General features: G+C 49.1%; 15 protein-coding genes and 1 riboswitch. Of the genes, 8 read left to right on the top strand and 7 right to left on the bottom strand.

Annotation, left to right across the window (positions count from 1 at the left end; translation table 11 throughout):
* Positions 1 to 129: 129 nt before the first annotated feature.
* The 4 genes from ACLB09_RS11385 to ACLB09_RS11400 all read left to right on the top strand — a co-directional run bounded on the left by ACLB09_RS11385 (position 130) and on the right by ACLB09_RS11400 (position 2,096).
* Positions 130 to 456 (top strand): AraC family ligand binding domain-containing protein, encoded by a 327-nt coding sequence (locus ACLB09_RS11385; protein ID WP_410769927.1) that lies wholly within the window; start codon positions 130 to 132, stop codon positions 454 to 456.
* Positions 457 to 641: 185 nt separating this feature from the next.
* Positions 642 to 950 (top strand): helix-turn-helix domain-containing protein, encoded by a 309-nt coding sequence (locus ACLB09_RS11390; protein WP_410769928.1) that lies wholly within the window; start codon positions 642 to 644, stop codon positions 948 to 950.
* The gene (locus ACLB09_RS11395) at positions 916 to 1,302 is read left to right on the top strand and encodes an iron chaperone (protein ID WP_410770072.1); all 387 of its coding nucleotides are present in this window, start codon (positions 916 to 918) and stop codon (positions 1,300 to 1,302) included. The genes ACLB09_RS11390 and ACLB09_RS11395 overlap by 35 nt, the downstream gene beginning before the upstream one ends.
* Before the next feature lie 38 nt (positions 1,303 to 1,340).
* On the top strand, positions 1,341 to 2,096 hold the full coding sequence (locus ACLB09_RS11400; protein WP_410769929.1) for an arylamine N-acetyltransferase family protein: 756 nt from the start codon (positions 1,341 to 1,343) through the stop codon (positions 2,094 to 2,096).
* A gap of 23 nt (positions 2,097 to 2,119) precedes the next feature.
* On the opposite strand, the gene ACLB09_RS11405 is transcribed toward ACLB09_RS11400, so the two are convergent.
* Positions 2,120 to 2,902: a class I SAM-dependent methyltransferase gene (locus tag ACLB09_RS11405; protein ID WP_410769930.1), complete on the bottom strand. Its 783-nt coding sequence runs from the start codon at positions 2,900 to 2,902 to the stop codon at positions 2,120 to 2,122.
* A gap of 636 nt (positions 2,903 to 3,538) precedes the next feature.
* Here ACLB09_RS11405 and ACLB09_RS11410 point away from each other — a divergent pair.
* Together ACLB09_RS11410 and erm are read left to right on the top strand one after the other, a co-directional pair.
* The gene (locus ACLB09_RS11410; RefSeq protein ID WP_410769931.1) at positions 3,539 to 4,123 is read left to right on the top strand and encodes an LOG family protein; all 585 of its coding nucleotides are present in this window, start codon (positions 3,539 to 3,541) and stop codon (positions 4,121 to 4,123) included.
* Positions 4,124 to 4,375: 252 nt separating this feature from the next.
* Entirely contained in the window at positions 4,376 to 5,227 is an 852-nt protein-coding gene (gene erm / locus ACLB09_RS11415; protein WP_410769932.1) for a 23S ribosomal RNA methyltransferase Erm, read from the top strand.
* A 42-nt stretch (positions 5,228 to 5,269) separates the two neighbouring features.
* Here erm and sdaAA read toward each other — a convergent pair whose 3' ends face one another.
* From sdaAA to ACLB09_RS11445, 6 genes are all read right to left on the bottom strand, one after another.
* The gene (gene sdaAA / locus ACLB09_RS11420) at positions 5,270 to 6,151 is read right to left on the bottom strand and encodes an L-serine ammonia-lyase, iron-sulfur-dependent, subunit alpha (RefSeq protein ID WP_410769933.1); all 882 of its coding nucleotides are present in this window, start codon (positions 6,149 to 6,151) and stop codon (positions 5,270 to 5,272) included.
* A 60-nt stretch (positions 6,152 to 6,211) separates the two neighbouring features.
* Positions 6,212 to 6,877 (bottom strand): L-serine ammonia-lyase, iron-sulfur-dependent subunit beta, encoded by a 666-nt coding sequence (gene sdaAB, locus ACLB09_RS11425; RefSeq protein ID WP_410769934.1) that lies wholly within the window; start codon positions 6,875 to 6,877, stop codon positions 6,212 to 6,214.
* A gap of 184 nt (positions 6,878 to 7,061) precedes the next feature.
* Positions 7,062 to 7,173: riboswitch (glycine riboswitch) on the bottom strand.
* An 83-nt stretch (positions 7,174 to 7,256) separates the two neighbouring features.
* Complete coding sequence (locus ACLB09_RS11430; RefSeq protein ID WP_410769935.1) at positions 7,257 to 8,246, bottom strand: ABC transporter ATP-binding protein; 990 nt, start codon at positions 8,244 to 8,246, stop codon at positions 7,257 to 7,259.
* Positions 8,247 to 8,258: 12 nt separating this feature from the next.
* A complete protein-coding gene (locus ACLB09_RS11435; protein WP_410769936.1) occupies positions 8,259 to 9,059 on the bottom strand; it encodes an ABC transporter permease in 801 nt (266 codons plus the stop codon).
* Entirely contained in the window at positions 9,056 to 9,832 is a 777-nt protein-coding gene (locus ACLB09_RS11440) for an ABC transporter permease (protein ID WP_410769937.1), read from the bottom strand. The genes ACLB09_RS11435 and ACLB09_RS11440 overlap by 4 nt, the downstream gene beginning before the upstream one ends.
* A gap of 181 nt (positions 9,833 to 10,013) precedes the next feature.
* Positions 10,014 to 11,741: a cellulase family glycosylhydrolase gene (locus ACLB09_RS11445; protein ID WP_410769938.1), complete on the bottom strand. Its 1,728-nt coding sequence runs from the start codon at positions 11,739 to 11,741 to the stop codon at positions 10,014 to 10,016.
* A 278-nt stretch (positions 11,742 to 12,019) separates the two neighbouring features.
* On the opposite strand from ACLB09_RS11445, the gene ACLB09_RS11450 reads away from it, so the two are divergent.
* Positions 12,020 to 12,364, top strand: a complete 345-nt coding sequence (locus tag ACLB09_RS11450) for a DUF805 domain-containing protein (RefSeq protein WP_410769939.1) — start codon at positions 12,020 to 12,022, stop codon at positions 12,362 to 12,364.
* A 176-nt stretch (positions 12,365 to 12,540) separates the two neighbouring features.
* Positions 12,541 to 12,939: a large conductance mechanosensitive channel protein MscL gene (gene mscL, locus ACLB09_RS11455; RefSeq protein ID WP_410769940.1), complete on the top strand. Its 399-nt coding sequence runs from the start codon at positions 12,541 to 12,543 to the stop codon at positions 12,937 to 12,939.
* Positions 12,940 to 13,134 lie beyond the last annotated feature (195 nt).

A 13,134-nucleotide genomic window follows, 5' to 3' on the forward strand; every position in this document is an offset into this window, starting at 1 on the left:
GGTTTTGTAATCGAGCATCAAGCATGCCGTCATTAAAACCTAGTAAAACATTGCAAAATAATATTCATGCCGGATATTGCGTGATATGATCGGTGTAAGCGCACTTTGTTATTGCTGGAGGGTTTGACGGTGGAAACCAACTTTTACGAATCCGAACCTTTTCACATTAGCCGGGAAAGAAAAACGCATTCCAGCATTCCTTCCCTTCATTACCATGACGCTTACGAAATTTTGTATTTCGTTTCCGGCGAGCTTCACTATTTTATCGAAAACCGGACATATCAAGTCGTCGGAGGAATTCTGCTGCTGATCAACGCGAACGAGGCGCACAGGCTGGTCAATTCCAACGGTGCCGTGTACGAAAGGGTTACCCTATTGTTCAAAAAGGAATTCCTGCGCCCTTTTTTGCCGGATCCGGAAGCCTTCGATCTGTTCTCCTGTTTTATTGGCGGTTAGAGTGCCGTAAAACTGCGGGGACATGAGCAAAGTTATGTTGAAAGTAAATTCGATAAAATGATCGGCGAGCACGCGAAAAAAATCTGCTCAATCCGAGTTAAACGTGAAACTGCACCAAATAGTCATTTTTATTCATGAACAGCATGCCAAGCACCTGACTTTGGACGATATCCAAAACCTTCTACATGAGCCAGTCTCATTTAAGCAGGACCTTCAAGGAAACGACCGGGTTCACCTTTATTGAATACGTCAACAATATCCGCGTGAAAGAAGCTTGCACGCTGTTGAATAACCCCCGATTATCGGTATCGGAAATCACCGAGCGCGGTCGGATTCGAATGTTTGGCCCACTTCGGGCGGATTTTCAAAAAAATCATCGGGGTTTCCCCATTGAAGTACCGAAAAAACGAATCAAAGGAATTGAACCGAAATCCACCATACCTGAAAGGAATGTTTATGATGGAAAACAAACGTGCCTCTTTCGAGACCATTGACGAGTATATAACCAACTTCCCTGCTGAAGTTCAAGAAAAGCTTCAAACTTTGAGGGAAGTCATTCAAGCTGCAGCGCCAGAAGCAACCGAAAAAATCAGCTACCAGATGCCTACTTTTGCCCTGCACGGGAATCTGGTGCATTTTGCCGCCTTCCCGAAGCATATCGGATTTTATCCCGATCCTAGCGGAATTGAAGCCTTCAAAAAAGAATTATCGGCGTATAAAGGAGCTAAAGGTTCCGTCCAGTTTCCTCTGGAGATGCCTCTGCCCTATGAACTAATCAGTAAGATCGTAAAATTCAGAGTAGCTGAAAACCTGGAAAAAGCGGAAGCCAAAAAAAAGAAGAAGTGATCACTAGCTTCGAGCAATCCAGCCTGGGGGAATCATTCATGCGACAAGAAGAATTCGTGAATAAATACCTGAACAGATTGAAGCTGCAGCACCCTTTGCCTCCGGTTCTGGACACCCTGCAAAAAATTCAAAAACATCATTTGCTGAACATTCCTTTCGAGAACCTTGATATTATGAACGGCACCAGCATTGATTTACGGACCGATCAATTATGGGTGAAAGTCGTCGAGCACCACAGGGGCGGTATTTGCTATGAGTTGAACGGGTTGCTGTTTCATCTGCTCCGGGAAATCGGATTTGACGTAAGGTACATCTCGGCACAGGTACTTGAGGATGGAGATCGCTTTGACCATGTTTTATTGCTCGTATCATTGGAAGAGGATCGCTGGCTTGTGGATGTAGGGTTCGGCAACCATGCTTTTGAACCTTTAAAGTTAGTGGTTGGTGTTGTCCAAACAGACCTCAACGGGCAATTTCGGATCATGATGACGGGACAAGATACATACCAAATATTCAAACAGGCATCCGGCAAACAGGATTCCCTGGAGTATACTTTCAGTCTGGAGGAAAGAAAGCTGGAGGATTTCAGGGAAAGATGTTTATATTTTGAGACCTCTCCGGGATCCCGGTTTCGGAAAAACAGAGTGTGTTCGCTTGAAAGGGAAAACGGCAGAATATCGTTGACGGACGATAAACTTATCCTAACCGAAAACGGGATCAAGACAGATAAAGACATAACCACTGAGCAGGAATTTGACCGCCATTTAAGCGAGCTATTCGGGATCGTCCTGTAGCGTGCCAAGCAAGCATCATGCCTTCATTCCAAAGAGACCGCAAACCAAATAGTCCATGCATCGCTTTCTATGATCGGACCCTCATGAACCTTAAATTTTTCTGATATAAAAGAAACCAGCTCCTCAAGCTGTCCATCGTTCAGTTCATGAAGCAATGAGCGGCCGGTCCGGTGGAGCAAATCCTGCCGCAAAGCCTCCAGATCGGGGTGAACCACTCTCGTTTCCCAAAGCGAAGCGGTTTCCAACAGCTTGAATCCTGAATCTTGGAGTGCGCGCTGCACTTGTTCCGACTCATACCTGCGCGAGATCTCCGAACCGGCCAACTGAGGATATTTTTCAAAAAAATAGCCCCGAATGTTATGAATATCCCCAGGTAACAGGCAGTCAGCCGGCGTCCGGTCCTGAACAATGAGCACCCCGCCCTTTTTTAAAATCCGGTTCGCTTCAGTAAAGCAGGCGCTCAAGTCATCCAAATGATGGATCAAGGCCCTTTCCAGTACCAGGTCATATTCACGGGCAGGAAGACCGGTTCGATAAGCCTCTCCTTTTGCAAAACTAATCTCCTGCTGGCCTCTGCAGTTTAAGGCCGCCCCAGCCAGCATCTCATCCGAGAAATCGACTCCGATCACGCTGGAAGCTCCCAACTCCGTCAAAGCTTTAGTATAAATTCCCCCTCCACATCCTACATCCGCCGCGTTTTTGCCGCTAACAACCACCCTTGCGCGAATAAAATCACTCCAAGACTCATCCGCTGTTCTTGTGCTGTAGGTCCGGCGGTTTTGAGCATCATGAAAATCGATCGGCATATCATTCCCTCCCATTCATATCGTTTCGGTTTCATCTAATGAAACTAAGTTTCGTTTTATCATCGTTTTTTGTACTTATACTATCATATATTCCGGCTTCGGCAACAGATATTTTTCATGGCAATGAGATGGCAAGAAAATAAGGCATAATACTTGGCTTGGAGCGGATTGTTTGGAGTTTGGAGTTTGGATAATGGTGATATGCCGAACTAATTCAGTTTAGGGTGACTCTCTCGACTCAGCGCATTCTAACGGACACCAGAGACGTTATCTGCCGCAAAATGGCCGTTTTTGAATTCTAACGGACACCAGGGCCGTTAAAAGACTGCCAACCCCTTGTTTTTCCATCGAAAATGCAAAATAAGGTCCCCTGTGTCCGTTAGCCGTAACGGATGCCGTTTTCTGAGCATTTAAGGTCTCCTGTGTCCGTTAGGATTAATTGGCCACTGGCCAGGCCAGCCGGCTACATTCAAATCCGATTCCTGCTTCGATCGCTGCTTTGACCGCCGACTATACCATCACCCCAATCTTTTTAATCACATGAATTTATTCATGATTTACAAATGTACGGTATAGTTATTTAACAAGCCCGGGATGTGAGCTATAATTTATGGAGATCTACAAGGAGGCGATAGAATGGAAAGAATAGCCGTTTTTTGCGGGTCGAGTGCAGGAGCGTCCGATGTGTATAGACAAGGGGCGGTCGCTCTGGGGAAAGAGCTTGCGGCCAGAGGACTTACTTTGGTGTATGGCGGATCCAGCATTGGACTAATGGGTAGTGTTGCCGATTCCGTGCTGGAGCATGGCGGGCAAGCCATCGGGGTTCTTCCCGTATTTTTGGAAAACCGGGAAATAGCCCATAAAAACCTGTCCCAATTGGTTATTGTAGATTCCATGCATGAAAGAAAAGCAAAAATGGCGGAGCTGGCCGACGGATTCGTCGTTCTGCCCGGCGGTACCGGCACGATGGATGAATTTTTCGAAATATTCACTTGGGCTCAACTGGGGCTTCACAGCAAACCATGCGGACTTCTTAACATCAATCATTACTATGACCCTCTTATCGCGATGTTCAACCATATGGCCGACGAACAGTTTCTTCAGGAGAAATACCGGTCTATGGCTCTGGCCGACACGACGCCGAAAGGGCTGCTCGATCAGTTTCTTACCTATGAAGCGCCTGCGGTTAAAACCTTTATGACCACCGAACAACAAGTTTAAAACATGGCATCTATGGCATACCGACTGTACAGTTAAAGACGAATCTACTATACTTGTAAAGTACTACCATTCCAGAACAAGCAGCATAGCGAGGATTTTTACAATGATTATGAACGGCGGCATCCCATACATTCGTATTAGATAATGTGAGGTACAAGACAAATGCGTCCGATCCAATTTATTACAATTGATCGGATTATTTGTGTTGTACCTTTTTCATTCCTAAATTCGAATGAATGAGGTGCTTTTTTCATGTCTAAAAATAAACCGTTCACCACTGCTAACCGCAGGGGTTCTTCCAACTTTTCCGCACAGCATCTGCTTATCAGCAAAAACATCGTTCATGAACTAATCCGTCATGCGAAGATCGGCCCCGGCGACATGGTGCTGGATATCGGCGCGGGGGCAGGTGCCATCACACTGCCTTTAGCGGAGAAGGCGGCCCAGGTAGTGGCCATTGAGAGCGACCCCGGGTTCGCCAGCAAACTAATAAGCAAAACAGAAAATATGGCAAATATTAAAATCAGGCAGGCCGACTTCCTGCAATCCCCTCTTCCAATGCGTCCTTTTTCTGTGGTGGCCAATATTCCATATTCGATTACCACGCCGATCTTTGGGAAGCTTCTTGACGGACCGGGAATCCCTTTGCAGCGTGCCGCCATCATCGTGGAAAAAGGAGCCGCCAAACGCTTTACTTCCGACCCGATTACAGATCCACGGATTTTAAAATGGCGGATGTGGTTTGATCTGCAACTCGTGCGGACCGTGGAACCAAGTAACTTTTCGCCGCCGCCCAAAGTGGATTCGGCGATTCTGAGTATCAGCCGAAAGAAGAATCCGACAGTTCCCTTAAAACATCACGCGCGATTTATGGCGCTGGCCTTACACGGGCTAAGGTCCCCTCGGCTTCCTTTGTCCGCAGCATTTTCGGAAGTGTTCTCGCCGCCGCAAATTACGAAGCTGGCAAGAACCCTGAGCATCGACAGAAACATGCCCGTTTGCCAACTCAATGAGCAGCAATGGGGTCAACTGTTCATGGCCATGCTGCAGCATGTTCTGCCTGCCAGATGGCCCAGAATCCCGAAGCAAAAACGACGCAACTAAAACAAGCCGCCCGATGGGGCGGCTTTCTTTATCTCCGGGCATCTATTTTTTGCGCGCCCTCAGTTCTTTCATGATTTTGCGGCCGGTCGGCGTCTGGGCCAGGCCGCCCTGGGCGGTCTCCCGGTGTCGGCTCGGCATGGCCGTACCGACTTCCAGCATCACGTCGATGACTTCGTCGGACGGGATTGCGCTGCGAACGCCGGACAGCGCCATATCGGCGGCGGCCAGCGCATTGACTGCGCCGAATCCGTTACGGACGATGCAAGGAATTTCCACCAGGCCGCCCACGGGATCGCAAATGAGCCCGAGCGTATTTTTGAGCGCCAGGCCGACCGCATGAACGGCTTGCTCCGGCGTCCCCCCGCGCAATTCCACCATGGCTCCGGCCGCCATCCCGATCGCCGAGCCGATTTCGGCCTGGCACCCGCCTTCCGCGCCGGAAATGAAGGAATTGTTGGCAATGACGTAGCCGATGGCGCCGGCGCTAAACAAGCCGCGCACCAAGTAATCGTCATCCCAGCCGAAGCGCTCCTGTGCGCTGACGAAGACGCCGGGAATGATGCCGCAGGAACCCGCCGTCGGCGTGGCGACGATCCGGCCCATGGAAGCGTTGACCTCCGATACGGCCAATGCGTAAGCCATCGCCTGGCTGGCAATATCTCCGGCGGACGGCTGCCCGGACCTCCGGTATTCCTCCACTCTTTTCGCATCGCCCCCGGTTAATCCGCTGGTTGAAGTAATCTCCTCGGTTAACCCCTTATGAACCGCTGTTTTCATAATTTGATAATATTCAGCCATGACAGCCATGATTTCCCCTACCGATTGACCGCTCTCTTCGGCCTGGTCCTCCAGCATAATTTGAGAAATCGTCTTGGACTCTTTATTGCAAACTTCGATGAGCTCCTGCAAATTGCGAAAGCGCATGGTGTCCGCTCCTTCCTGTACTTACCTATACTTTCATTACATTGAGCTTCATACTCGGGTTTACGTTAAATGGATGTAAGAAATCCGGCTGACGTGAGGCAGCGCCGAGATCGCTTCGATCAGGGTCTCCGGAATGGCCGAATCCGCCTCGACCACCGTCAATGCTTCGGCGGTTCTACCCTTCCGGTCCGTAATAATATAACCGATATTTACGTTTTCCCGGCTGAACAGCGCGGTAATTCCGGCCAGTACGCCTTGACGGTCGGCGTGGGCGATTACAAGCGTAGGCAATTCACCGGAGCATTTCGCTTCGAATCCGTCGATATTCCGGATCACGATCGTTCCTCCGCCGATGGAAGCACCAATCACTTCACTTCGCTTCTCCCCGGCAGACAAAACAATCTTTACCGTATTCGGATGAGCCCCCGGCGCTACGCCGGTAGAGAAATGAAGCTCAATCCCCATGTCTTCGGCATTTTGCAAGGAGTGGCGGATACGCTCATCATCCGTGGGATAATCCAAAATCCCGCCGACCACGGCAAGATCCGTGCCATGGCCCTTAAAGGTTTCGGCGAACGAACCATAGAAGCAAATATTCGCCTCCGCCGGCAATTCCCCAAACAATTGCCGGGCGAAGCGTCCGATTCGTACCGCCCCGGCCGTATGCGAACTGGATGGGCCGATCATCGCCGGCCCGATAATTGAAAATACATTTTTAAATCGCATGGTTTTTCCCCCGACTGCTCATTTTTTCTATATAGCCATACGCTCAGCTTTCCCTTCTGCGCAAAAAAAGGGACAGGGAAAAGGCCTGCTGCCTTTTCTCTGTCCCGGTTACCAGAAAGTTTAATGTTCCGAATCCTTTAGGAACATGTACCCCGTTGGTGGCTGAACGCTCTCTCCAGAGTCGCGTCGGATCATGGTCCTGGTACCTGAGAGATTCATTGCCGTCATGCAGTGCCGGCCCTTTGCTCCTTCGGTGCCGCTTCCTCAGTGAAAGCGGGCTCTCCCATCATCTTCATCCGCATTTTTCAGTTTGTATAATCCAATGTAAGATGAGAAGCGGCAAATGTCAAGATAGCTAACACAAGTTTTTCCATATCGCCTATGAGGCGGAAAAACTGCGGATGACTTCCTCGAATTCCGGCTCTTCCATGGCGATATCGTCGATTTCGCCCCATCCCCCGACTACCCGAATGATATCGATCGTACTGATTTCCCGGCGATTCGCCTCAAGCGTAACGGTATCGCCTTCAACCCGTGTCACATTAAATGACAGGGACGGGCTGATGGTGATCCATTCCCCAGGAACCTGAAAATCCCCGCGAAATTTGACCCGGATCAGCGTCGGCAATCCGATCATCTCCCGCAGACGCCCAATCGTCCCGTCGTACTTTAATTCCCCGTGATTGATAACCATGACCCGGCTGCACAGCTGTTCTATGTCATCCATATCATGGGTCGTCAGCAAAATCGTTTTGCCGAAATCCTCGTTCAATTTACGCAGGAACCGCCTGATATTGAGCTTAGCATGCACGTCGAGGCCGATCGTAGGCTCGTCGAGAAACAGCAGCTCGGGATCATGCAGCATCGCGGCCGCAATATCGGCCCGCATCCGCTGACCGAGCGACAGCTTCCTTACCGGCGTGTCCCAAAATTCATGCAGATCCAGCAGTTCCGCAAACTGATTCAGCCTTTGCTTCTTATCCGCCGGAGTGACGTCATACATTTGAGCCAGAATGTCATAGGAATCCTTCACCGGGAGGTCCCACCAAAGCTGACTGCGCTGTCCAAAGACGACGCCCAGCTGCCGGACCGCTTTCTGGCGGTCCCGGTGCGGGTTCCATCCGCCTACCGTTACCTCACCGGAGGTTGGATGCAAAATCCCTGTCAGCATTTTGATCGTCGTCGACTTCCCCGCCCCGTTCGGGCCGATGTAGCCTACGAACTCGCCTTGTTTTACCTGGAAACTAATTCCGCGTACCGCTTCTTTCAGCCGGTATTCCCGTGAGAACAGCGCACGTAATCCGGAAAAGCGCCCTTCCGGCACTACCGGCGTTTTAAAATCCTTGCACAAATTTCGAGCTTCGATCATTTTCTTCCCTCCTTAACTCCCCGTACTCTGATATTTGGTAATACCGAACCGCCAGAAACGCAGGCTTGCCGCCAGACAAACGATCGCCACGCCTGCCAATGCCGGGAGCACCCACGCCCCCAGCTCCCCCTTCAGGATGTAAAGAGACGGAACATAATTCACGAATCCGACCGGAATCACGATCAGGAGCAGCGATTTCATCCACTTGGGATACAAGGTAAGCGGATACTGCGCAGCCGTACGTGCGGCATCCTCCGTAAAGTTCTGCAATTCTTCGATCCGGGTCGTCCAAAAGCCGATCGTTGCGGTGGCAAGACCTATCGAGAACAAAATGACCGCACCCGTAAATATGATAAACAGCGTACACGGCACGGCGGCCCAACCAACTTGTCCGCTGTGCATCATCCCGCCAAGAGACCAGCAGAGAATAAAGCCGCCCTGCAGCACTTCACCGAGCATAATTCTGAAATTTTGCGGCATCAGAGCTAGCAGTACCGGCATCGGCCGGGTCAGCAACTGATCGAAATCCCCACCCACCAGATATTTTTCCAAATGATGCACTTCATCGGCAAAGGTCCTGTACAACGTCTTGGACAACGTCATCACCGCGAACAAATATCCGATCTCATAGATGGACCATCCCTTGATCGCGCCGAATTTGGCCAGCACGATCGCAATCATCAGAAATTCGGAAATTTGGATCAACGCGGCGAGCACCGACGCGAGCATGAAATTAAATTTGTACTGCATTCGGCTTTTGATGCTGGTTTTGATCAGCAGGCGGTACATAGCCAAACAGGATCTAAGCTTCATCCTCCCTGCACCTCCAATTTCCGCCGTACGACGCGGGTGACCAGGAGACAAAGCACCGTCATAAACACGCCCCAAAACAAAGTCCCCCATAATCCGCGTCCGCTTCCGTGACCTAGATACACGGTCGTCGGCACATAAAGCAGATATGGATACGGAGACATCCAGGCGAGATTTTCAAGCCAGCGGGGCAACCATTCCAGCGGAATAAAAAAGCCGGCCAGCAGGTTGATCATCGCGTGATTGCCCCAATACAGCCAGGACGATTCCGTCGTCCACAAAGCGCTGACGCCGATAAGATAATTCATGCAAATGGATAAATAGGCGGCTCCGGTTAGTCCAAGAAAGGTGAACAAGTAAGTGATCCCATGATCGGGAAGCCGGAGTGAAAAAAGAAAAAAATACAGGAGGTAAATCGGAATGGATTTGTAAAGAAACTGGTAGGCGATTTGTCCCCATTCCCTGGCCATCAGATGGCTGAACAAATGAACGGGACGCATCAGATCGAGCGAGATTTGACCGGTCCTGACGGATTGAGGAATGCCGAGGCCGTTTGAGATGAAGCTGGTAACCCAGAGCGCTGCCTGGGTAAAAGCGATGTAGCCCACCATCCCCTGCGTTCCGTAATCCCCCAAAGAATGATCTTTGCCCAGCCCGATCCAGATACATGCGTACATGAATCCGAACATGGCACTTGCCAGATTGTGCACCATATGCGCACCGCGGTACTGCAGGTTTCGGGCATAGGCTTTGGAAGCCAGCGTGAAATAAAGCATTGAAGAACACCTCCGATAAGCATATTGGACGCAAGTTTTCGTCCACTTCAGACAAGGCGATTTTGCAAGAAGGACATTATCATACCTTAATATTCCAAACCGGGCAAGACTTTTTTGCCGTAAAGTAAAAAGCCCCGGTCCGCTAAATACACGCGGCTCGAGGCTTCCCATCCAGGGGTCCCTAATCCCGGAAAACTTGCCCGGTCACGCTGGTTCCCTTTTTCGTAATTTTGTAGTTTACGATCTCTCCGCTCCAGAAGTGGAATTTCAAGATCACGTCTCCATCCTTCACTTCCTTGAAAAATTCCGGTTTCAACTGAATTTCGTCGGTTGCGAACGAAGGAGCAAAGGTATATCCGAATTCTTTGAAGGACGTCCAATCCTGTGGTCCCGCATTGCCCCCGCCGGAATACAATGCTTCCATCGTGGCCAGCTGGTTTCCGTTAAAGGTAGTCGGAATTGCAAAATCCTCTGTGGAACCTGAAGCATTGCCCAACTCCGGAGTTTTATAAACAGTGATTTTAAAATTCCATTCCGGGCCTTGATTGAATTTGGCGGTCAAGATGGCGTTTTGCCCCAAATGGCCGGCAGAAATCAGTTTGCTGAGGCGCCCCGCCTTAAGAACGAGATCTTCACCATTCAATTCGTAATCTTCTCCTTGAGCAAGCTTCTCGCTTCCAGCAAACAAGCCGGTCAGTTGATTGCCGTTCAGATTCAGCTTGATTTTTGCATCCTGAATCTCGTCGCCTTGTTTCAGGTAAACCAAGTCACTCTCCGCAGTGGATGAACGTCCCGTCCATCCTGCTTTCATAATATTGAACAATTGCTCGTCAGACCATTTGAACGTGGTACGGCCAAAATGCTGCCCATTGTCCCACAGCATATGCGTAATTTTCTTTTCGTTCAGGTAGTTGGTCAAAATCTCGAAAAATTTCAACTTTTCGCCCTGCTCGATAACGCCGGTATTTTTATCGAAGCCAAGCAATCCGTATTCGCCAAGAATGACCGGAATCCCTTTCGACACTAAGGTATTGTAAACGTTATCAAAAGTCGTGGTCAAATCATTCAACGTATCTTTTTCAAGTTTATAGTAACCGGCGATATTGACGCTAAACGGCCAGAAACCATAAAAATGAACAGTAGCGATCAAGTTCGGATCGTCAAGCTTAAGGATCGTATTGTAAAGCTCGGTCAAATCCTCCTGCGCAGGCGAAGTTTCACGAGTCGGAATTACCAGCGGGCGTTCACCATTCAGACCCCCGGAGTTTCTTACGATCTTGTGGAAAGAGGTGATCAACTCGCTAAGCATCTCATATTGCTTGGCGCGGTCGGTCGTACCGCCGTCGGTGAACCGCGGTTCGTTGATCGCTTCAAAAATCAGCTTGTTGGAGTGATCCTTAAAACGGTCGGCAATTTGAGTCCACGCCGATTGATAACGCGCCAGCACCTCATCATGGTTTTTCTCCATATGGCTGATCCACTGCCACGAATCATGGTGCATGTTGATCATGACGTACAACTTGGCGTCCAGGGCCCAGTTCACAACTTCGTCAACCCGGTCAAGATAGGCAGGATCAATAGTGTAGTCCGGCGCTTCGCCCATGTGCTGTCCCCAAGTGACCGGAATGCGAATGCTCTTGTAGCCTTGGTCGGCGATTTGCTGAATCAACTCTTTCGTTACGCGAGGATTGCCCCACGAAGTCTCGTCGTCGCCTGTGGCATCAAGGGTATTTCCCAAATTCCATCCGGGCTGCATCGCTTCTACATAAGATTGCATACTGATTTTCCCGGTGTCTTTAGCGTTAGCGGTTTGTTTTGGATCGGCGGATGCGACGCTTGAAAACATCGAAACCAGCAACACAGCAGCCATGGCAAATGACCAGGCCGGACGAAAACTTTTTTTCTTCATACTCAACTTTTTCCTCCCTTGTAAATTGTTAAAAACATTTTTTGAAAGCGTTTTCCATTCTGCTTAATAACGTAACACATCACTTCTTCGCAAAAATACCGTATTAATTTATGGAAAAATCATGTACTAATCAGAGGTCTGTCAGGATTAATTAAAAAATCAGGAAAATGATTTAAAAAAAGGTTGTAAACTTCAGGGATTTTTTTCTATAACAGGGCATGGAGGAATATACATAGTTCACGGAAAAACAATACTTAATTTAGGAGGGAATTTTATTCATGGAGTGGTATCTCAAGGTTTTGCAAAATTATGTAGGGTTCCAAGGAAGAGCCCGGCGAAAAGAATATTGGATGTTCGTTCTGTTCAATTTCATCATCTCTTTTGTCCTGGGTTTTATAAGCGGATTGCTCAACCTACCTAACGTGCTTGGCTATCTCTATGCACTGGCCGTATTAATCCCTTCCATCGCCCTGGTCTTCCGCCGGCTGCATGATACCGGCAAAAGCGGCTGGTGGGCTCTGATCAGTTTCGTGCCGGTCGCCGGGGCAATTATCCTGCTTGTATTCATGTGTCTGGACAGCGACGAAGGCACCAATCAGTACGGACCGAATCCGAAATATTAAAGGAATTGCACCGGATAGGCACAAACGGGTTATCCCGGCCTTCCCTTCTCGGGAAGGTTTTTTTCTCGGACCCGGTTGGCACATCCCAATAATTCGGATAAAATAACTCTTAATGTAAGCTAAGTAACTATCCTAACGGTTACGGCAATTTTAGAACAAGGATGTGTCAACCACCTATGTGGAAAGAGTTTAAAGCCTTTGCTTTGAAAGGAAATATTCTTGATCTCGCCATCGGGGTCATCATCGGGGCCGCCTTCGGTAAAATCGTAGCTTCGCTGGTAAGCGATATTATCATGCCGCTGGTAGGACTGCTTCTCGGGGGCATCGATCTGTCCGGCCTGACATTTACGCTTGGGGACGCTGTATTGAAATATGGACTGTTTTTGCAAACCGTCGTCGATTTTCTGATCGTTTCCTTTTCTATCTTCCTCTTTATTAAGGGTATTTCCAGATTCAAACACAAGGAGGAAGCCAAACCGGAGGAAGCACCGGCACCTACCAACGAGGAAATCCTATTGGCCGAAATCCGGGATTTGTTGAAACAAAACGTCCGTTTAAACAAGCCTGATGCTTAAGATTTACAGGTGTAGCGCCCCCCGGTTGACATTTTACGCGTAATTACGAGAACCCCTCATGTCGAGAATGAGGGGTTTTTCACATTGATATGGAATTAATAGAAATTTTTTACTGTAAAAACTAGAAAATACTAGATTTACATGGTATATTATGGATGAGGCCAAAGGAGAAGGTGTCCCAATGACCAAGGCAGC

It is taken from the genome of Fontibacillus forbon (assembly GCF_046559655.1).
In the GTDB taxonomy this organism is placed as follows: Bacteria; Bacillota; Bacilli; order Paenibacillales; family Paenibacillaceae; genus Fontibacillus.